General features: G+C 70.6%; 16 protein-coding genes and 4 tRNA genes. 11 read left to right on the plus strand and 9 right to left on the minus strand.

The genetic code is table 11. From position 1 onward, the window contains the following. The first annotated feature begins 44 nt into the window (after window positions 1-44). From DCW30_RS11870 to purM, 3 genes are all read left to right on the plus strand, one after another. Window positions 45-929, plus strand: a complete 885-nt coding sequence (locus tag DCW30_RS11870) for an META domain-containing protein (protein ID WP_237283411.1) — start codon at window positions 45-47, stop codon at window positions 927-929. An 82-nt stretch (window positions 930-1,011) separates the two neighbouring features. Beyond that, entirely contained in the window at window positions 1,012-2,538 is a 1,527-nt protein-coding gene (purF, locus tag DCW30_RS11875) for an amidophosphoribosyltransferase (protein ID WP_076685433.1), read from the plus strand. Between the two features lie 36 nt (window positions 2,539-2,574). Next, on the plus strand, window positions 2,575-3,648 hold the full coding sequence (gene purM, locus DCW30_RS11880; protein WP_062780715.1) for a phosphoribosylformylglycinamidine cyclo-ligase: 1,074 nt from the start codon (window positions 2,575-2,577) through the stop codon (window positions 3,646-3,648). A 145-nt stretch (window positions 3,649-3,793) separates the two neighbouring features. Here purM and DCW30_RS11885 read toward each other — a convergent pair whose 3' ends face one another. Further along, complete coding sequence (locus DCW30_RS11885) at window positions 3,794-4,045, minus strand: DUF3073 domain-containing protein (RefSeq protein WP_062780714.1); 252 nt, start codon at window positions 4,043-4,045, stop codon at window positions 3,794-3,796. A gap of 316 nt (window positions 4,046-4,361) precedes the next feature. Further along, complete coding sequence (locus DCW30_RS11890; protein ID WP_076685434.1) at window positions 4,362-5,438, minus strand: Leu/Phe/Val dehydrogenase; 1,077 nt, start codon at window positions 5,436-5,438, stop codon at window positions 4,362-4,364. A gap of 141 nt (window positions 5,439-5,579) precedes the next feature. Here DCW30_RS11890 and DCW30_RS11895 point away from each other — a divergent pair, with 141 nt between their 5' ends. Both DCW30_RS11895 and bldC read left to right on the plus strand, forming a co-directional pair. Next, the gene (locus tag DCW30_RS11895) at window positions 5,580-6,425 is read left to right on the plus strand and encodes a DUF8083 family protein (RefSeq protein WP_076685435.1); all 846 of its coding nucleotides are present in this window, start codon (window positions 5,580-5,582) and stop codon (window positions 6,423-6,425) included. 471 nt (window positions 6,426-6,896) lie between these two features. Continuing rightward, window positions 6,897-7,103, plus strand: coding sequence for a developmental transcriptional regulator BldC (gene bldC, locus DCW30_RS11900; RefSeq protein ID WP_003949541.1), 207 nt, complete (start codon window positions 6,897-6,899; stop codon window positions 7,101-7,103). 454 nt (window positions 7,104-7,557) lie between these two features. Here bldC and DCW30_RS37040 read toward each other — a convergent pair whose 3' ends face one another. From DCW30_RS37040 to hrpA, 3 genes are all read right to left on the minus strand, one after another. After that, entirely contained in the window at window positions 7,558-7,893 is a 336-nt protein-coding gene (locus tag DCW30_RS37040; protein WP_198505336.1) for a DUF6274 family protein, read from the minus strand. Window positions 7,894-8,028: 135 nt separating this feature from the next. Further along, window positions 8,029-8,103: transfer RNA gene (locus DCW30_RS11910), tRNA-Asp, on the minus strand. Window positions 8,104-8,197: 94 nt separating this feature from the next. Beyond that, the gene (gene hrpA, locus DCW30_RS11915; protein ID WP_076685436.1) at window positions 8,198-12,187 is read right to left on the minus strand and encodes an ATP-dependent RNA helicase HrpA; all 3,990 of its coding nucleotides are present in this window, start codon (window positions 12,185-12,187) and stop codon (window positions 8,198-8,200) included. Between the two features lie 83 nt (window positions 12,188-12,270). Between hrpA and DCW30_RS11920 the strand changes: the two genes are divergently transcribed. The 4 genes from DCW30_RS11920 (at window position 12,271) to DCW30_RS11935 (ending at window position 15,675) form a co-directional block, all read left to right on the plus strand. Continuing rightward, window positions 12,271-12,666 carry a hypothetical protein gene (locus tag DCW30_RS11920; RefSeq protein ID WP_123985611.1) on the plus strand — a complete coding sequence of 132 codons (396 nt, stop codon included), beginning with the start codon at window positions 12,271-12,273 and terminating at the stop codon, window positions 12,664-12,666. Window positions 12,667-12,733: 67 nt separating this feature from the next. Continuing rightward, entirely contained in the window at window positions 12,734-13,585 is an 852-nt protein-coding gene (locus tag DCW30_RS11925; RefSeq protein ID WP_079250063.1) for a DsbA family protein, read from the plus strand. Further along, on the plus strand, window positions 13,582-14,469 hold the full coding sequence (locus DCW30_RS11930; RefSeq protein WP_076685438.1) for a cytochrome c biogenesis CcdA family protein: 888 nt from the start codon (window positions 13,582-13,584) through the stop codon (window positions 14,467-14,469). The genes DCW30_RS11925 and DCW30_RS11930 overlap by 4 nt, the downstream gene beginning before the upstream one ends. A gap of 30 nt (window positions 14,470-14,499) precedes the next feature. Further along, window positions 14,500-15,675: a DUF3533 domain-containing protein gene (locus DCW30_RS11935; protein ID WP_107419631.1), complete on the plus strand. Its 1,176-nt coding sequence runs from the start codon at window positions 14,500-14,502 to the stop codon at window positions 15,673-15,675. Window positions 15,676-15,756: 81 nt separating this feature from the next. Here the strand turns inward: DCW30_RS11935 and DCW30_RS11940 are convergent. The 4 genes from DCW30_RS11940 to DCW30_RS11955 all read right to left on the minus strand — a co-directional run bounded on the left by DCW30_RS11940 (window position 15,757) and on the right by DCW30_RS11955 (window position 17,694). After that, window positions 15,757-15,830, minus strand: a tRNA-Phe gene (locus DCW30_RS11940). A gap of 24 nt (window positions 15,831-15,854) precedes the next feature. Next, window positions 15,855-15,929 (minus strand) — tRNA-Asp (locus tag DCW30_RS11945). A 39-nt stretch (window positions 15,930-15,968) separates the two neighbouring features. Then, window positions 15,969-16,041 (minus strand) — tRNA-Glu (locus DCW30_RS11950). An 81-nt stretch (window positions 16,042-16,122) separates the two neighbouring features. Then, window positions 16,123-17,694: a metallophosphoesterase family protein gene (locus DCW30_RS11955; RefSeq protein WP_076685439.1), complete on the minus strand. Its 1,572-nt coding sequence runs from the start codon at window positions 17,692-17,694 to the stop codon at window positions 16,123-16,125. Window positions 17,695-17,765: 71 nt separating this feature from the next. On the opposite strand from DCW30_RS11955, the gene DCW30_RS11960 reads away from it, so the two are divergent. Both DCW30_RS11960 and DCW30_RS11965 read left to right on the plus strand, forming a co-directional pair. After that, window positions 17,766-18,116: a metallopeptidase family protein gene (locus DCW30_RS11960; RefSeq protein ID WP_198505059.1), complete on the plus strand. Its 351-nt coding sequence runs from the start codon at window positions 17,766-17,768 to the stop codon at window positions 18,114-18,116. An 88-nt stretch (window positions 18,117-18,204) separates the two neighbouring features. Next, a complete protein-coding gene (locus tag DCW30_RS11965) occupies window positions 18,205-18,711 on the plus strand; it encodes a hypothetical protein (protein WP_076685440.1) in 507 nt (168 codons plus the stop codon). Window positions 18,712-18,903 lie beyond the last annotated feature (192 nt).

Raw genomic sequence — 18,903 nt, forward strand, 5'->3', positions numbered from 1 at the left:
GAGCCGGATGGAACCGACTCCCCCACTTGTCCCGTCACATCGGCATGCACACGCAGCGTCTGACCCTGACCCTGACCGCGCTGGCCTCCGCCGGGCTGCTGCTCACCGCATGCGGCACCGAGACCGGGGCCGGCTCCGACGGCGGCGCCGCCGACCGGTCCGCGGGGAGCGCCCCGGCCATCACCGGCATCCGGTGGAACGTCGACAGCGTGACCGTCGGCGGCAAGAAGTACGAGGCGCCGGACGGCGCCCACCTAGAGATCGGCGAGGACGGGCGGGCCGGCGGCAGCTTCGGCTGCAACCACGTCGGCGCCGACGTGAGGATCGACGGCGACCAGCTGGCCTTCTCCGAGACGCGGATGACCGACATGGCCTGCACGGACGGTGACCGCATGGCGTTCGAGAAGAGCCTCGCGGACACCCTGGGCAAGCAGAAGCTGACGGCGGAGGTCGACGGCGACCGGATGACCCTCACCTCCGCCAAGGGAGACCACGTGGACCTCACCTCGCGCGCCGACGAGCCCGACGCCCCGCTGACCGGCACCACGTGGACCGTGCGCGGCGTCGGCGACGACCGCACGTCCGCGTCCCTGCCCGAGGAGTTGGCCGACAAGGTCCACCTCACCTTCGGCAAGGACGGCAAGGTCCGCGGCAACCTCGGCTGCAACGACGTCTCCGCCACCGCCGAGGCCAAGGACGGCCGCATCACCTTCGGCGCCCCGCGCACCACGCGCAAGATGTGCCCCGGCGAAGCGATGCGGACCGAGCGCGAGCTGCTGAAGATCTTCGACGGCACGGCGCGCTACGAGGTGAGCCAGGACACCCTGAAACTCACCGCGGCCGACGGCACGGTCGTCGACGCGAGCGCCGGGAACGCGGCGAAGCCCGACAAGGACCGGTCCGACGAGGACCGGCCCGGCGAGAAGTGACCCCGCCGCTCGTGATTACGGTCCGTGCAGGGGTCGTATCCCCAATTCGGACCAGTGGTCGATCTCGCCTACACTCGATGATGTGCCACGTGGTGACGGTCGACTCAATCACGATCTGCTCCCCGGCGAGAAAGGCCCCCAGGACGCTTGCGGCGTCTTCGGTGTCTGGGCTCCGGGTGAAGAGGTCGCCAAGCTCACTTACTTCGGGCTGTACGCCCTCCAGCATCGAGGCCAGGAGTCCGCGGGAATCGCGGTCAGCAACGGCTCCCAGATCCTTGTCTTCAAGGACATGGGGCTCGTCTCCCAGGTCTTCGACGAAACGTCTCTCAGTTCGCTCCAGGGTCATATCGCGGTCGGTCACGCCCGCTACTCGACCACCGGGGCCTCCGTATGGGAGAACGCCCAGCCGACGTTCCGTGCCACCGCGCACGGCTCCATCGCGCTCGGGCACAACGGCAACCTCGTCAACACGGCCCAGCTCGCCGAGCTGGTGGCCGCACTTCCCAAGGAGAACGGCCGTGCGACCCAGGTCGCCGCGACCAACGACACCGACCTGGTGACGGCTCTCCTCGCGGGCCAGGTGGACGACGACGGCAAGCCGCTGACGATCGAGGAAGCCGCCGCCAAGGTCCTCCCGGACGTGCAGGGCGCCTTCTCCCTCGTCTTCATGAACGAGCACACGCTGTACGCGGCCCGCGACCCGCAGGGCATCCGCCCGCTGGTCCTCGGCCGCCTGGAGCGCGGCTGGGTCGTCGCGTCGGAGTCCGCCGCGCTCGACATCTGCGGCGCCAGCTTCGTCCGCGAGATCGAGCCCGGCGAGTTCGTCGCGATCGATGAGAACGGTCTGCGCACCTCCCGATTCGCGGAAGCGAAGCCCAAGGGCTGCGTCTTCGAGTACGTCTACCTGGCGCGTCCCGACACGGACATCGCCGGCCGGAACGTCTACCTCTCGCGCGTCGAGATGGGCCGCAAACTCGCCGCGGAATCCCCCGTCGAGGCCGACCTGGTCATAGCGACCCCCGAATCCGGCACCCCCGCCGCGATCGGTTACGCGGAGGCCTCCGGCATCCCGTTCGGCGCGGGCCTGGTCAAGAACGCCTACGTCGGCCGGACCTTCATCCAGCCCTCGCAGACGATCCGCCAGCTCGGCATCCGCCTCAAGCTGAACCCCCTCAAGGAAGTCATCAAGGGCAAGCGCCTCGTGGTCGTCGACGACTCGATCGTCCGCGGCAACACCCAGCGCGCCCTGGTCAAGATGCTCCGCGAGGCCGGCGCCGCCGAGATCCACATCCGCATCTCCTCTCCGCCCGTGAAGTGGCCCTGCTTCTTCGGCATCGACTTCGCGACCCGCGCCGAGCTGATCGCCAACGGCATGACGATCGACGAGATCGCCACCTCCATGGGTGCCGACTCCCTCTCGTACATCTCCATCGACGGCATGATCGAGGCCACGACCATCGACAAGCCGAACCTCTGCCGCGCCTGCTTCGACGGCGAGTACCCGATGGACCTGCCCGATCCCGAACTGCTCGGCAAGCAGCTCCTGGAGACGGAACTGGCCGCGGGCCCGGCGAGCACTGCCGCCGCCGACGCGATCCGCCGCCCGTAAGTCCCCACGCAGTACGACACGAAAGTTCTCACCGTCATGTCTGAGACCACTGGTGCCAGCTACGCAAGCGCGGGCGTCGACATCGAGGCGGGCGACCGCGCCGTCGAGCTGATGAAGGAGTGGGTCAAGAAGACCCAGCGGCCCGAGGTCGCGGGCCTCGGCGGCCTCGGCGGCTTCGCCGGGCTCTTCGACGCCTCCGCCCTCAAGCGCTTCGAGCGCCCCCTCCTGGCCTCCGCCACCGACGGCGTCGGGACCAAGGTCGACATCGCCCGCCAGATGGGCGTGTACGACACGATCGGCCACGACCTCGTCGCGATGGTCATGGACGACATCGTCGTCTGCGGTGCCGAGCCGCTCTTCATGACCGACTACATCTGCGTCGGCAAGGTCCACCCCGAGCGTGTCGCCGCCATCGTCAAGGGCATCGCCGAGGGCTGCGTCCTCGCGGGCTGTTCGCTGGTCGGCGGCGAGACGGCGGAGCACCCGGGCCTGCTCGGCCCGGACGACTTCGACGTCGCGGGCGCCGGCACCGGCGCGGTCGAGGCGGACCGCCTGCTCGGCGCGGACCGCATCCGCAAGGGTGACGCGGTCATCGCCATGGCGGCGTCCGGCCTTCACTCGAACGGGTACTCGCTCGTCCGGCACGTGGTCTTCGACCGCGCGGGATGGACCCTGGACCGCCAGGTCGAGGAGTTCGGCCGCACGCTCGGCGAGGAGCTCCTGGAGCCCACCAAGATCTACTCCCTGGACTGCCTGGCGCTCACCCGCACCACGGACGTCCACGCCTTCAGCCACATCACGGGCGGCGGCCTCGCGGCGAACCTCGCCCGGGTCGTCCCGGACGGCCTGCACGCGGTCGTGGACCGTGGGACGTGGACGCCCGGCGCGATCTTCGACGTGGTCGGCAAGGCCGGGCAGGTCGAGCGCCTGGAGCTGGAGAAGACGCTGAACATGGGCGTCGGCATGATCGCGGTCGTCCCCGAGGAGTCGGCGGACGCGGCGCTCACCACGCTCGCCGACCGCGGCCTGGACGCCTGGGTCGCCGGTGAGATCACCGAGCGCGGCGAGCACACCACGGGCGCGGCCCTGATCGGTGACTACGCGAAGTGAGCCGGTGGGGCGGCCCGGCCGGGCCGCCCCGAGGCAGCACAAAACCCGGTCCGGTGTGGTGACCACCCCGGACCGGGTGAAGCGCGGACGGCACGGAGGCCGACCGCGGATACCGCTCTGTGCGACTACCGCTTGTGCAACGAGGTCAAGCGCCGCGGCGCTGCGACGACGGACCGGACTCTTCGTCCTCGTCCTCGTCGTCGTTATACAGATCCGCGTACTGGGCGTACGGGTCGTCTTCCTCGTCGTCGTCTTCGAACGGCTCGCCATTCGGCGGCTGTTGCGAAGTCGAAGCGCCCAGCTCATTGGCCAGACGCGACAGGTCTGTCCCGCCGCTGCTGTACTTCAGCTGGCGGGCGACCTTCGTCTGCTTGGCCTTTGCCCGGCCGCGCCCCATGGCTCGACCCCCTCGGATACGGGGCTCGACGGCCCCAGAGTCTTGACACGCGTTCATGATCTAGAACGGTCTCTCCTCGGAGAGACCGGTCCGTAGGGCTTCCACGGTACCTGCTCCTGCGGCCATACGGTACGTCGCCCGCAGGACGCGCCTCGGCGCACAACCCTCGAGGAGCCCCGTCCTCGCTGGTCAACTGCGATTTTAACCTCTTCTTGCCGGGCGACCCGCCGACGGGGGTGAGTCTTGTCTCCCGTTCCCGTCGGCGGAGCCCTCGCGCGGCCTCACGCGGTGGCGGAATGCCGCATTCCAGACGGCCTCAGCGGGCGTCGGCCATCCGCTGCTCGGCGATCCTGTCGGCCGCCGCGGCCGGCGGAATGCCGTCTTGCTTCGCACGAGCGAATATGGCAAGCGTGGTGTCGAAGATCTTCGACGCCTTCGACTTGCACCGGTCGAAGTCGAACCCGTGCAGCTCGTCGGCGACCTGGATCACCCCGCCCGCGTTGACCACGTAGTCCGGCGCGTACAGGATCGCCCGGTCGGCGAGGTCCTTCTCCACGCCCGGGTGGGCGAGCTGGTTGTTGGCCGCGCCGCACACCACCTTCGCGGTCAGAACGGCCACGGACTCGTCGTTCAGGGCGCCGCCGAGCGCGCAGGGCGCGTAGATGTCGAGGCCCTCGGTGCGGATCAGCGCGTCCGTGTCGGCCACCGCCGTCACCGACGGGTGCTTGTGGACGATCCGGTTCACCGACTCCTCGCGCACGTCCGTGACGACGACCTCGGCGCCGTCCGCCAGGAGGTGCTCGACGAGGTGGTGCCCGACCTTGCCGACGCCCGCGACGCCGACCTTGCGGCCGCGCAGGGTCGGATCGCCCCACAGGTGCTGGGCCGAGGCGCGCATGCCCTGGAAGACGCCGAAGGCGGTGAGCACCGAGGAGTCGCCGGCGCCGCCGTTCTCCGGGGAGCGTCCGGTGGTCCAGCGGCACTCCCGGGCGACGACGTCCATGTCGGCGACGTAGGTGCCGACGTCGCAGGCCGTCACGTACCGGCCGCCGAGCGAGGCGACGAAGCGGCCGTAGGCCAGGAGCAGGGCCTCGCTCTTGATCTGCTCGGGGTCACCGATGATCACGGCCTTGCCGCCGCCGTGGTCGAGCCCGGCCATGGCGTTCTTGTACGACATGCCGCGCGCGAGGTTCAGGGCGTCGGCGAAGGCCTCCTCCTCGCTCGCGTACGGGTAGAAGCGGGTGCCGCCGAGGGCGGGGCCCAGGGCGGTGGAGTGGAGGGCGATGACGGCCTTGAGGCCACTCGCGCGGTCCTGGCAGAGCACTACTTGCTCATGGCCGCCCTGGTCCGAGTGGAACAGGGTGCGCAGGACGCCGTTGTCTGCATCGGTCACTGTGGTGACTCCCGGTCGAATAGCGGCGGTGGGCGGGCTCCCGTACGGGTGGCGGGGCCCGTTGGGCACGAGACTAGAGCCTGATCGGCCATGGCACGATCACCCGTGTTTTCCAACCTGTACGTGGGGGAGAGAGCAGCCGTGCCCAAGGTGTCATCGGTGACGGTCCCGTACGCGTCCTACTTGCGTGTCTACGAGCCCCTGGCCGCCTTCCCCGAACCGGAACGCGATCACTGGGCCCGCTATGCGCGCCGCTCCGACCGTCCCTCCTACCAGGACGAACTCCGCCGTTCGCTGGCGGACCTCGTGTCCACGCCGCCCGTGCCCGTGCCGGTGCACGAGAGCGGCGACGCGTTCGTCGTCGAGACCGAGGGGGTGGTCCGCGTCTGTCCGTGGCGCACCCGGCTGCGCGGCTGGCAGGCGATGGGGGAGCTGCCCGAACAGCTGCCCGCCCCGGTCCTGGACGCGGTGCTGCCCCCGGTGCTGCGCCGCCAGACGGCCGCGGACTACGAGCGGTGGCGGGTCCGCAACCCCGACGCCCGGCCCTGGATCCGCACCTCCACGTGGCAGGTGCCGCTGCACTGGTTCGTCCTCGTCTCGGACGAGGAGCGGGTCTACGAGCCGTGCGCGGGGCCGGGACGCCCGCCGGTGTTCCGCTACCGCACCAAGATGGTGGAGGCCAGGCGCCGGGTCGCGCGGGGCCTGCGGGCCCTGCGGGACGCGCTGGACGACGCCCCGCTCGTCGAGGGGCTCGTGGACGTGGGCCGGTGGCTGGAGGAGTTCCACCCGCGCTCCCTGGTCGAGGTGGACTACGGAGGGCTCGTGCATGCCGTGCCCGCCGACGAGCTGGACGAGGACCACTCGGCGGCCGATGTCGCCGAGGGGATCGAGGCGCTGCGCGAGGGCGACGGCGAGGCGGCCGGCGAGGCCTATGCGAGGCTCGTGGAGCGGTGGCGGGCGATCCGGCACCTGCAGTTCGCGAACTGAGCGCCGGCGGTCGTGAGGGCCGCCGGGACGTAGGTCCCGATCCGGGCCTATGCCCCTGAAGCGTGATGGACCGCACTAACGGGGCCCTTGCGCCCATCACCCCTCCTCGTGCCAAAATAGGACAAGGAGTCCGGGGAGGGCTCCTTCCGCCCAACTATGGGCGGATTGCTCTGCATTGCACGCTATGGGGGGTCCTGTTGACTCCTGATCGCTCTGTGACTGATCGTCACGGTGGCGTGACTGTCCGCTATGGCATGGTCCATCGGCTTCCGTCGGTGATGAACACCTGGGAGGGCAATTCCATCGGTTTGGCCGACGCGGCTGGACGGATGGTGTAGTTGTAGTGCCGAGGACAAGCCGTTCGTCCTATAACCGACTCGACTCGCGTCCGCCATTTCGGGCAACGCGGGTCAAGGTGCAGAATTTAGAGGAATGAACCGAGAAGGTTCGGTTCTCCCGAGGAGGCCGCTCATGACCGCTCGCACCCCTGATGCCGAGCCGCTGCTGACCCCGGCTGAGGTCGCCACGATGTTCCGCGTCGACCCGAAGACGGTGACGCGCTGGGCAAAGGCTGGCAAGCTCACGTCGATTCGCACACTCGGCGGACACCGCCGGTACCGCGAGGCTGAGGTCCGTGCACTGCTCGCGGGTATTCCGCAGCAGCGCAGCGAGGCCTGAACCACAGCTCAACCAGCAGTAACTCGTACAACTCGGGCGAAGAGCACCACTACTGCCGGGTCCCCCAACCTGGTCGTACGTCCGACATATGGCTGCACGCGACGCGGGTCCCGCCCCAACGGGAGCCACGCCTGAACCACTTGGGTGAGTCGTTCGATCGCGCTGGACTCCGCCGGGTCCAGCGCGATCTTTTTTGTGCGCCCAGGGGTCCGATCGGGCGTGGCCGTGAGCGCCCTTGTCGGTCTCTGGGGGACCCGGTGCGAGTCTCCGCCGGTCACGGGGGAGTTGCCCGGAGGGTCCCTGGGGAGGGAGGAGAGGGGCTGGCCAACGGGTGGTGCAATGGCACATATTAAATTGACTCGTTGTAGGAAGGGTGTAAGTTCGGGTGTTCGTCAAACGAGTTCGGTGACACCCGTCACACGCCGCGTGTCTTGTTGCGCGAGATGCCGCTGCGCTAAAGGGACTTCGGCGGTCCGGCGCTCTCGTCCTCGGGCGGCTCGTCGCCCCGCGGTTCGCCCTCTCGCTCCCCGCGCCGCCCGCCGTGCTCGGCGTCGTGGCCTTCGCCGCGCCGCCCGTCGTGCTCCTCGTCCACGGCGTTCTGGCGGACGAAGCCGGCCTGCGGCGCCTCATGCTCGTCGGAGCCGGTCTGGGAGGGCTCCAGGGCCAGTCTCAGGAGCCGGTGGCAGATGGGGCAGTGCCGCGTCAGATGGCGGTAGCCGGTGGCTGCCGCGAGGTGGGCGCGCAGCAGGGCGCGCGTCTCATGGCGAGCGGACGCAGAAGAAGCGGACATGCGTCACCTCCGTGGGAGCCTCCCGCCGGCCCCTAGCTGTCTGGGTACCGGTGGAATGTGACGGAGTCAAGGCTCCGGCGGCCGTGCACACGAAAGAGGGCCGCACCCGATGGGTGCGGCCCTCTTGCTCTTCTGCGGTCCTGACGGGATTTGAACCCGCGGCCTCCACCTTGACAGGGTGGCGAGCACTCCAAACTGCTCCACAGGACCTTGCTCCGCAGTGCTTGTCGTGCGTTGCGCTGCGAGACAGGACTCTACAGCAGTGCAGGCTCGGTGGTCGAACTCACCCCATGTGCCCGCACCGTCACGGTGCGGCGGCGTCGATGGCCTTCACGATCCGCTTGTCCGAGACCGGGTACGCCGTGCCGAGCGCGTGCGCGAAGTAGCTGACGCGAAGCTCCTCGATCATCCAGCGGATGTCCAGGACCTCCCTGGGCACGGGCCTGCCCTGCGGCAGTTGTTCCAGGAGCCACAGATACTCGTCCCGCATCTCGCGGACCTTCTCCATGCGCGTGGTGTCCCGCTGGACGTTGGTCGGCATCTGCTGGAGCCGCCGGTCCGCGGCCACCATGTACCGCACCAGGTCCGGCAGGCGCCGCAGCCCCGTCTCCGTCACGAAACCCGGCTTGACGAGGGAGCCGAGCTGCTCCCGCACGTCCGCGAGGTTGGGCAGCAGCGCCGGGCTCCTGGTCGACTTCAGGCGCCGCTCGCACGCCTGCCAGGCGGCGAGGACCTGCTGGACCTGGCCGACCGCCCGTACGGTCGTGTCGACGATGTCGGCGCGCACCTTGTCGAACAGCTTGCGGTAGGACTCCTCGTCCCACACGGGCCCTCCGAAGTCCGCGATCAGCCGGTCCGCCGCCGCCATCGCGCAGTCGTCGAAGAGCGCCTGCATGGAGCCGTGCGGATTGGCGGACAGGGCCAGCTTCTGCTGGTTCGTCAGCTTGTCCGAGGCGAACTTGCCCGGGTTCACCGGGATGTTGCGCAGGATGAGACGGCGCGTGCCCTTCCACATCGCCACCTGCTGCTCCGCCTCGGTGTCGAAGAGGCGTACGGAGACGGTGTCGCCGTCGTCCACGAGCGCGGGATACGCCTTGACCGGCTGGCCGGCGCGCCGGGTCTCGAAGACGCGCGAGAGGGAGCCGATGCTCCAGTCCGTGAGCCCGGAGCGCTCCACCGCCGCGCCGCCCGAGCGCTCCGCCGTCGCGGCGGCCGCCTGGGAGAGGGCCTTGCGGGCCTTCGGCTTCAGCCGGAGCTTGAGCGCCTGGAGGTCCTTGTCCTCGGCGAGCTTCCTGCGCCGCTCGTCGGTGATCCGGAACGTCACCTTCAAGTGGTCGGGCACGCGCGTCAGATCGAAGTCCTCGGGCGCGACCGGCACGCCCACCATCCGCTGGAGCTCCCGGGCGAGCGTGACGTGCAGCGGCTCCTGCAGCGGCACGGCACGGTCCAGGAACGCCTTGGCGAAGTTCGGCGCCGGCACGTAGTTGCGGCGGATCGGCTTCGGCAGGGAGCGGATCAGCTCGATGACCACGGCCTCGCGCAGACCGGGGATCTGCCAGTCGAAGCCGTCCTCCGTCACCTGGTTCAGGACCTGGAGGGGGATGTGGACGGTCACGCCGTCCGCGTCCGCGCCCGGCTCGAACTGGTAGGTCACCCGGAACTTGAGCGGCCCCTGCCGCCAGGAGTCGGGGTAGTCGTCCTTGGAGACGTCCCCCGCCTTCTCGTTGATGAGCATCGACCGCTCGAAATCGAGCAGTTCGGGCTCCTCGCGCTGCTTCTTCTTCCACCAGGAGTCGAAGTGCGCCCCGGAGACGACATCGGCGGGCACCCGCTGGTCGTAGAAGTCGAAGAGCGTCTCGTCGTCCACGAGGATGTCGCGACGCCGGGCGCGGTGCTCCAGCTCCTCGACCTCGGTCAGGAGCCTGCGGTTCGCGGCGAAGAACTTGTGGTGCGTGCGCCAGTCGCCCTCGACCAGGGCGTTGCGGATGAACAGGTCGCGGGAGACCTCGGGGTCGATGCGGCCGTAGTTCACCTTGCGGTCGGTGACGATCGGGACGCCGTACAGCGTCACCTTCTCGACCGCCATGACCGCCGCCTGGTCCTTCTCCCAGTGCGGCTCGCTGTACGTGCGTTTCACCAGGTGCTGGGCGAGCGGCTCGACCCACTCCGGCTCGATGCGCGCGTTGACCCGCGCCCACAGGCGGGAGGTCTCCACGAGCTCGGCGGACATGATGAAGCGCGGGGGCTTCTTGAACAGCGCCGAACCGGGGAAGACCGCGAACTTCGCGTTGCGCGCGCCGATGTACTCGTTGCGTCCGCCGCGCTGCCTGGCGTCGCCGTCCTTGGCGGGCTTGCTCTCCTTGGACTCCTTCACGTCCTTCATCCCGATGTGGGACAGCAGGCCGGCCAGGAGGGAGATGTGCACGTGCTGCTCGGGGGCGTCCTCCTCGTTGAGGTGGATGCCCATCTGCTTGGCGACCGTGCGCAGCTGCGAGTAGATGTCCTGCCATTCGCGGATGCGCAGGTAGTTCAGGTACTCCGCCTTGCACATCCGGCGGAAGGACGACGAGCCGCGCTCCTTCTGCTGCTCGCGCACATAGCGCCACAGGTTGAGGAAGGCGAGGAAGTCGCTCGTCTCGTCCTTGAAGCGGGCGTGCTGCTGGTCGGCCTGCGCCTGCTTCTCCGCCGGGCGTTCGCGCGGGTCCTGGATGGAGAGCGCCGCGGCGATCACCATGACCTCGCGCACGCAGCCGTTCTTGTCGGCCTCGAGGACCATGCGGGCGAGGCGCGGGTCGACGGGGAGCTGGCTGAGCTTGCGCCCCTGCTCCGTGAGCCGCTTCTTGGGGTCCTTCTGGGTGGGGTCCAGCGCACCCAGCTCCTGGAGGAGCTGGACGCCGTCGCGGATGTTGCGGTGGTCCGGCGGGTCGATGAAGGGGAACTTCTCGATGTCGCCGAGGCCGGCCGCGGTCATCTGGAGGATGACGGAGGCGAGGTTCGTGCGCAGGATCTCCGCGTCCGTGAACTCCGGGCGCGAGAGGAAGTCGTCCTCGCTGTAGAGGCGGATGCAGATGCCGTCCGACGTGCGACCGCAGCGGCCCTTGCGCTGGTTGGCGCTGGCCTGGCTGATCGCCTCGATGGGCAGCCGCTGGACCTTGGTGCGGTGGCTGTAGCGGGAGATGCGGGCCGTGCCCGGATCGATCACGTACTTGATGCCGGGGACGGTCAGGGACGTCTCGGCGACGTTCGTCGCGAGGACGATGCGTCTGCCGGTGTGCTGCTGGAAGACGCGGTGCTGCTCGGCGTGCGACAGCCGGGCGTACAGGGGGAGGACTTCCGTGAACCGGTAGTTCTTCTTGTTCAGCGCGTCCGCCGTGTCGCGGATCTCGCGCTCACCGGAGAGGAAGACGAGGATGTCGCCCTTGCCCTCGGCCTGGAGCTCCTCGACGGCGTCCGTGATCGCGGTGATCTGATCGCGGTCGGAGTCGTCGGAGTCCTCCTCCAGCAGGGGGCGGTACCGGACCTCCACCGGATACGTGCGCCCGCTGACCTCGACGATCGGGGCGTCCCCGAAGTGCCGCGAGAAGCGCTCGGGGTCGATGGTCGCCGAGGTGATGACGACCTTCAGGTCGGGACGCCTCGGCAGCAGCTGCGCCAGATAGCCGAGCAGGAAGTCGATGTTGAGCGACCGCTCGTGGGCCTCGTCGATGATGATCGTGTCGTACGCCCGCAGCTCGCGGTCCGTCTGGATCTCGGCCAGCAGGATGCCGTCCGTCATCAGCTTGATGAACGTCCCGTCCGGGTTCACCTGGTCGGTGAAGCGGACCTTCCAGCCGACGGCCTCGCCCAGCGGCGTGTCCATCTCCTCGGCCACGCGCTCGGCGACCGTGCGGGCGGCGATGCGGCGCGGCTGGGTGTGGCCGATCATGCCGCGCACGCCGCGGCCGAGCTCCAGGCAGATCTTGGGGATCTGCGTGGTCTTGCCCGAGCCGGTCTCACCCGCGACGATCACGACCTGGTGGTCGCGTATCGCGTCGGCGATCTCGTCCTTCTTCTGGCTGACCGGGAGCTGCTCGGGATAGCTGACCGCGGGCACGCGGGAGCCGCGTTCGGCCATCCGGGCCTCGCCCTTCGCCACGTCCGCCGCGATCTCGGCGAGGACGGCGGCGCGGGCCTCGGGCTTGCGGATCCGGCGCGCGCCCTCCAGCCGCCGGCCGATCCGGTGCTCGTCGCGCAGCGACAGCTCGGACAGACGGGGGGCGAGGGCGTCGAGGGTGAGGGCGGGCTGCGTAGACATACGGGTCCCAGGATCTCACCCGCCGCTCGGCGGTGGCGAACCGATTTCCCGCGGGGCGCGGCCCGGCCGTTACGATTCCGGGCATGCCGACCCGCGTACGCACGCTCCGGAGCCCCCTCGTGGCGCTGCTCCTGGCCGTGCTCGGGCTCGGCATGTTCTGCGCGCCCGCGGTGGCGGCGCGGACCGCGCCGTCGGCCGCCGACCCGGTGCCCGCCGCTGAATCCGTCTCCGTCTCCGTCTCCGCTCCCGGCCACGACCGGCCGGGCTGCGGGCGGGGGGAGCGGCGGGACGGCCTCGACGACCCCGCGCAGTCGCCGCGCCCCAGCACCTCGCACGAACTGCTGCCCGCCCTCGCCGAGGCGCACGGCGGCGGTGGCTCCTGGGCCGGTGACCCGGCGTTCCTCGATCTGACGCCGGTGCGGGGGCCGCCGGAGCCGCTGGCGCCCTCCCCGTTCGCCCTCTCGGTCCTGCGCGTGTAGGAGGCCCCTGACTCCAGGGGCCCTCATCGACGTACACGTACACACACGGACACGAGAGAACACACCCATGCCCAAGAACGACAGCAACAAGAGCGCCGTCAACAAGAGCGTCGGCAACACGAACGGCAGCGGCGGGAACGGCGGCGGGAAGGGACGCAACATCGCCATCGGCGCGGGCGTCGCCGTCGCCGCCGCGCTGCTCGGGATCGCCTCCTACACGGCGACCAAGCCCGACGACTCCTCCGGCGCCACCGTGACCGAGGAGGCCGCCGGCGACCGGCCGGCCACGTCCACCGAGGCGGAAGGGCAGGCCGGCGCCTACCCCGAGCTGGAGAAGCTCGCCCGGCGCGACGCGAAGGACCCGCTCGCCCAGGGGGACGCCGACGCGCCCGTGGTGATGGTGGAGTACGCCGACTTCAAGTGCGGCTACTGCGGCAAGTTCGCCCGCGACACCGAGCCCGGACTCGTCGAGAAGTACGTCGAGAAGGGCACCCTGCGCATCGAATGGCGCAACTTCCCCATCTTCGGCGCGGACTCCGAGCGCGCCGCGCGCGGCGCGTGGGCCGCCGGGCGCCAGGGCCGCTTCTGGCGGTTCCACGAGGCCGCGTACGCCGACGGGAGCAAGGAGAAGGGCTTCGGCGGCGAGCGCCTGAAGGAGCTCGCCGAGGAGGCGGGCGTCAAGGACGTCGGCCGCTTCGTGAAGGACGCCGGCAGCGACGAGGCGCGGGCGGCCGTCAAGAGGGACCAGGAAGAGGCGTACGGCCTCGGGGCCACTTCCACGCCGTCGTTCCTGGTCAACGGCAGGCCCATCTCGGGCGCCCAGCCCGACCAGGTCTTCGACCAGGCGATCGAGGCCGCCGCGAAGGCCGCCGAGGGCGCGAAGAAGTCCGTCGGCAAGAGCGCGGACGGCTCGCGGTGACCGCCGACCTCGGGTACTTCGCCGCGTTCCTCGGCGGTCTGCTCGCCCTCATCAGCCCGTGCAGCGCCCTGCTGCTGCCCGCCTTCTTCGCGTACTCGATCGACTCCACGTCCCGCCTCGTCGCGCGGACCGGCATCTTCTACGCGGGGCTCGCGACGACCCTGGTGCCGCTCGGCGCGGCCGGATCGGTCGCGGGGCGATTCTTCTTCGGCCACCGCGACCAGCTCGTGCTCACCGCCGGCTGGCTGATCATCGGGCTCGGCGTCCTCCAGATCCTCGGCATGGGCTTCGCCTCGCGGAAGATGGCGGAGCTCTCGGGGCGGATCAGGCCGACCACGGCGTTCTCGGTGTACGCGCTCGGGGCGGTCTACGGCCTCGCCGGCTTCTGCGCCGGACCCATCCTCGGCAGCGTCCTGACGGTGGCCGCGGTCAGCGGCAGCCCCGTCTACGGAGGGCTGCTGCTCGCGGTCTACGCGCTCGGCATGGCCGTGCCGCTCTTCTTGCTCGCCCTGCTCTGGGACCGCTTCGACCTGGGGCGGCGCGGCTGGCTGCGGGGGCGGACCTTCCGGCTCGGGCGGTTCGAGCTGCACACGACCTCGCTGCTGTCCGGCCTCTTCTTCATCGGCCTCGGCGCGCTCTTCCTCGCCTACGACGGGACGACCGCCCTGCCCGGTCTCCTCGACGTGGACGACTCCTTCGCGGTGGAGCGGTGGGCGGGGGACCTCGGCAGGGCCGTGCCGGACTCGGTGCTGCTCATCGGGGTGGTGGCCCTGGTGGGGGCGGTGCTCGCGGTGCGGTCGTGGCGGGGGCGTTCCCGCACCGGCTCCGAGGCCGGCTCCAGGACCGGCGCCGGCTCCGCCGGGGCCGAGGCCGAGCAGGGGTGAGTACCTTTTAGGTGGTTTAGCGTGGTTCGTATGTCTCACCCGGCACCTGAATCACCTGAATCACCGCAATCGCTGGAGCCCCAGCAGCCCCAGCAGCCTCAGTCGCCCCACGAGGCGAACCAGCACGGCGCGCACGGCCGGGTCCCCACCCTCGGCGAGCGGTGGACCTCGTTCAAGGAGTCACCGTTCCTTCCGGCGCTCGTGCTGGTGTTCATCCTGGCGGCCGCCGCCGGGCTCTTCGCGGGCTCGTACACGTACTCCATGGCCAAGCCGACGCCCCACCACGTACCGGTGGCGGTCGTCGGCGACCAGGGCTCCGAACAGGGCAAGGCCTTCCTCGGCGGCATGGAGAAGGCCCTGAACGCCTCGTTGGAGGTGAAGGAGTACGCCACCTTCGACGAGGCCCGGCGGGACGTGGACGAGCAGCGGGTCTTCGCGATCGTGGACGTCAGGCGCGGCGACGACCGGGTGACGCTGAACGTCTCGGGGGCCTCGGGCGCCTCGGTCGCCCAGGTGCTCGCCGAGGCCGCGCCGAAGGTGGCGGAGGCGACCGGCGTCCCGGTCACGGTCACGGACATCAAGCCGCTCCAGGAGGGCGACCCGCGGGGCCTCGCGATCTTCTACATCTCGCTGGCCGCGGTGATCATCGGCTTCGTGGGCGCGATCCAGCTCAGCGTCCACGCCAGGGGCCTGAACCCGGCGGAACGGATCGGCTTCACGGTGCTCTACGCGCTCCTCGGCGCGTTCGTCATCGCGGCGGTCGTGGACTGGTGGCTGGGCGCGCTGGATCTGCCGTTCGTGGAGTCGTGGCTGATCCTGGCGCTGACGATGTTCGCCTCGGGGATGGTCTTCACCATGTTCAACACCCTCTTCGGGCGGTGGGCGATGCTCCCGACCTGGGGCCTCATGGTGCTGCTCGGCAACCCCTCGTCCGGCGGCGCCGTGTCATGGCCGCTGCTCCCCTCGGTGCTCGGACACATCGGCCAGTGGCTGCCGCCGGGGGCCTCGGTCAACGCGCAGCACACGGCCGTCTACTTCGGCGGGCACCAGCACGCGTTCCCGTTCCTGGTCCTCGCGGGCTGGGCGCTGCTCGCCTCCGCCATCTTCTGGGTGTGGCGGCACCGCCATCCGGGTGGCAGGAACGGCGGACGCGCGCACACCCCGGCGCACGCGGCGGGAGCGGGCGCGGGCGCCACGATGGCCTGATCCCTCCGCCACGGGCACGGACGACCGCCGGAGGCGGATACGACGAAGGCCCCGTCCGATGGACGGGGCCTTCGTCGCAAGTGGCTGGGGCCGGGATCGAACCGGCGACCTATCGCTTTTCAGGCGATCGCTCGTACCAACTGAGCTACCCAGCCACGCGATCCGCGTGGAATCGCAAGCGGTCCTGACGGGATTTGAACCCGCGGCCTCCACCTTGACAGGGTGGCGAGCACTCCAAACTGCTCCACAGGACCAAGCTTTGTGCGAGCACTAGTCTCGCACAAGGTATTGCGTGCCCCCAACGGGATTCGAACCCGTGCTACCGCCTTGAAAGGGCGGCGTCCTGGGCCACTAGACGATGAGGGCTAAGAGGCCCGCCTGGGCGCTTTGCAGCGCGTCGGGGACGTGAGAAGCATATGGGATGCGGGGAGCTATCGCCAAAACGGTTTACCCGGAGGGGCTCGGAGCGGTCGGCGAAGGGGTGGCGCCGGGCTGGTTCTCCTTGGGCAGATGGCGGCTGACCTCCGCCTTCGTCAGGCCGAGGCCGCCGAGCCTGATCTCGTCCCAGGCCTGCAGCCGCTTGGTCGTACGGTCCAGATAGAGCACGGAGGCCTCGACCGGGTCGGGGTACTTGCCCTCGACCGCGCGCAGCCCGCTGCCGCCCGTCGACCCCTCGACGCGCAGCCGCGTGCCGCCCTCCATGACCTCCATCTCCTGGTGGTGCACATGGCCGGCGAGGACCAGCGGGACCTCGCCGTCCGTCTCGCGGGCCGCCGTGGGGTCGTGCGCGACCGCCACGTCCACCGGGGTGCCCGCCGCCCGCTCGGCGCGCAGGGCCGAGGCCAGCCGGACGCCCGCCAGGTGGTGGACCGAGCCCGACCGCTTCGCCGAGCGGTCGGGGGTGTACTGCGGGTCCCCGATCCCGGCGAACCGCAACCCCGCCACGGTCTCGGCCCGGCCGTCGTCGAGCACGTGGACGTTCTCGAAGCGCTCCAGGTAGCGCTGGGTGGTGCGCGAGTCGTGGTTGCCGCGCACCCAGACGTAGGGCGCGTCCAGGTCCTCGATCGGGTCGAGGAAGGCGTTCTCGGCGGCCGAGCCGTGGTCCATGGTGTCGCCGGAGTCGACGATGACGTCGATGTCGTACTGCTCCACGAGCGAGGCGATGATCTTCCAGCTCGCCGGGTTCAGGTGGATGTCGGAGACGTGCAGGACCCGCATCGTGGTCGGGTCGGGCTGGTAGGCGGGGAGCGTGGACGTCACGTCGTAGAGCTTGGTCACGTTGGTGACCAGGCGCGCCAACTCCTGCTGGTAGACGTCGAACTCGCTGACGATGCTGCGGGCGTCGCCCACCACCGAGGGGGCGCTGCTGAGCAGCCCGGAGAACTTGGGCTCAAGGACCGATTTGGGGTTCCAGGTGGCGTATGCGGCCGCGCCCGACGCCGCGAGGAGCGCCAGCGCGAGGCCGCCGGCGGCGAGCGCGCGGCGCGGGCGGCGGTAGACGGCCAGGCCGAGCGCGGTGGCCCCCGAGACGACGGCGGCGCAGGAGCGCGCCGCCAGGTCGAGCGTGCCGTGGCCGACGTCGCGTACGACCTCGTCCTGGAGGCCGGCGAGCCGCTCCGGGTGGTCGACCAGGGCCTGGGAGCGGACCGGGTCGAGCTGGTCCACGTCCACGTCGAGCCGGATCGGCGCGGTGTGCGAGCGCAGTTCCAGGGCGCCGAGCGGCGAGACGTTGATCTTCGTGCCGCCGGACAGGGAGGGCCGCAGCGTCATGCGGGTGTCCATCGGGCCCACGGGCGTGCGCACGCTGCCGACGATCAGCAGGCCGAGCCAGGCGCCGAAGACGACGACCGCGATCAGGCCGGCCGCGGCTCGCACGGGGTGGCGCGGAGAGCCTTCGAGCGGGGCCGTGACGGCCGCGGAGCCGTCGCGTCCGAGGGTGCGGCGAGCGCGGATGCGGCCCACGAGGGCGCCGCCCACCCGTGGTACGCCCTGGAGAACGACTCCGAAGTCGCGGGCCATTGGTCCCGTATGCCCAGTTGGGGCATCGGGTATGCCGGGACGGGAGCGGTGGCGTGGCCGACAATGGGGGCGTGCTGGAGATGACGCGCGAGGAGTTCGAGGAACTGGTCGGCGAGGCTCTCGACCGGATTCCACCGGAGCTGACACGGCTGATGGACAACGTGGCCGTCTTCGTCGAGGACGAGCCGCCCTCCGACGATCCCGAACTTCTCGGGCTCTACGAGGGGACGCCGCTGACCGACCGCGGCGAGTGGTACGCCGGGGTGCTGCCGGACCGCATCACGATCTACCGGGGGCCGACCCTGCGGATGTGCGGGTCGCGCGAGGAGGTGGTCGAGGAGACGGAGATCACCGTGGTGCACGAGGTGGCCCACCACTTCGGCATCGACGACGCCCGGCTGCACGCGCTCGGGTACGGGTGACGCCGGGTCCCGCCGCATCCGTGTCCTCTTGCGGGTGACGGGAGTTGGGCAGGGCGTCCCGTTGTCAGCGCCTCGGAGGTGCTCGGCCGTGCGCCATTTGTACGTTCCCGTCCGTTGGGCCGCGGTCGCGGTGGCCGTCGCGGCGACCGCGGGCTGCGTGAGCGTCGGTGACGACGGGCGCACCCCGCGCCCCGGGCACTCGGCGGGAGGCCGCGGCGGCGCGGCGGCCCCCGACGGCGCTCCCGTGGTCAGCGGCGACGGCGCCATGTCCGGCGGCGAGCGGGGCCGGGCCGAGGACCGGGCGAAGGGCAAGGGCAAGGGGAAGGGCGGCAAGGACGGCAAGGGCGGCAAGGGCGGGGACGCCGCCCGGGAGGACGGCGAGGGCGACGCCGACCGCGGCAAGCACCCGGGGGACTCCGTCACGCTCCCCGAGAGGCCGCCGCCGGGCGGTCAGGGCGACCCGGAGCCGCCGAAGCCGACCCCGACGCGTACGACCGAGCGGCCGGAGCCGCCGAAGCCCGAGCCGACCCCGACGCCGGACCCGACGACTCCGGAGCCGTCCCCGTCGGAGCACGAGGGGTCCGGGCCGGCGTAGTGCGGCGAGCATCGGGTGAGGTAGTCCGTCGGTGTGCGCCTCCGGGGAGGGATGTGCGTATGTGCAGGTCGGAGGGGGTGCGACGGGGGTGGTTTGCCTTGCAGGGGGGTAGGTGCGTATGGTGGTAGATCGTTTGATCCCATTTGCCCGGCGCCGACACAGAAGAGCGCCGCGTGGCGCGTACTCTCCCTT

It is taken from the genome of Streptomyces alfalfae (assembly GCF_004127445.1).
GTDB lineage: Bacteria > Actinomycetota > Actinomycetes > Streptomycetales > Streptomycetaceae > Streptomyces > Streptomyces alfalfae.

Coding starts and splice junctions, on each gene's coding strand:
- DCW30_RS11955 (WP_076685439.1), bottom strand. CDS start 17,694: ATGGCCCGCGACTTCGGAGTCGTTCTCCAGGGCGTACCACGGGTGGGC.
- bldC (WP_003949541.1), top strand. CDS start 6,897: ATGACCGCTCGCACCCCTGATGCCGAGCCGCTGCTGACCCCGGCTGAG.
- DCW30_RS11935 (WP_107419631.1), top strand. CDS start 14,500: ATGTCTCACCCGGCACCTGAATCACCTGAATCACCGCAATCGCTGGAG.
- DCW30_RS11925 (WP_079250063.1), top strand. CDS start 12,734: ATGCCCAAGAACGACAGCAACAAGAGCGCCGTCAACAAGAGCGTCGGC.
- DCW30_RS11870 (WP_237283411.1), top strand. CDS start 45: ATGCACACGCAGCGTCTGACCCTGACCCTGACCGCGCTGGCCTCCGCC.
- DCW30_RS37040 (WP_198505336.1), bottom strand. CDS start 7,893: ATGTCCGCTTCTTCTGCGTCCGCTCGCCATGAGACGCGCGCCCTGCTG.
- DCW30_RS11920 (WP_123985611.1), top strand. CDS start 12,271: ATGCCGACCCGCGTACGCACGCTCCGGAGCCCCCTCGTGGCGCTGCTC.
- DCW30_RS11885 (WP_062780714.1), bottom strand. CDS start 4,045: ATGGGGCGCGGCCGGGCAAAGGCCAAGCAGACGAAGGTCGCCCGCCAG.
- purM (WP_062780715.1), top strand. CDS start 2,575: ATGTCTGAGACCACTGGTGCCAGCTACGCAAGCGCGGGCGTCGACATC.
- hrpA (WP_076685436.1), bottom strand. CDS start 12,187: ATGTCTACGCAGCCCGCCCTCACCCTCGACGCCCTCGCCCCCCGTCTG.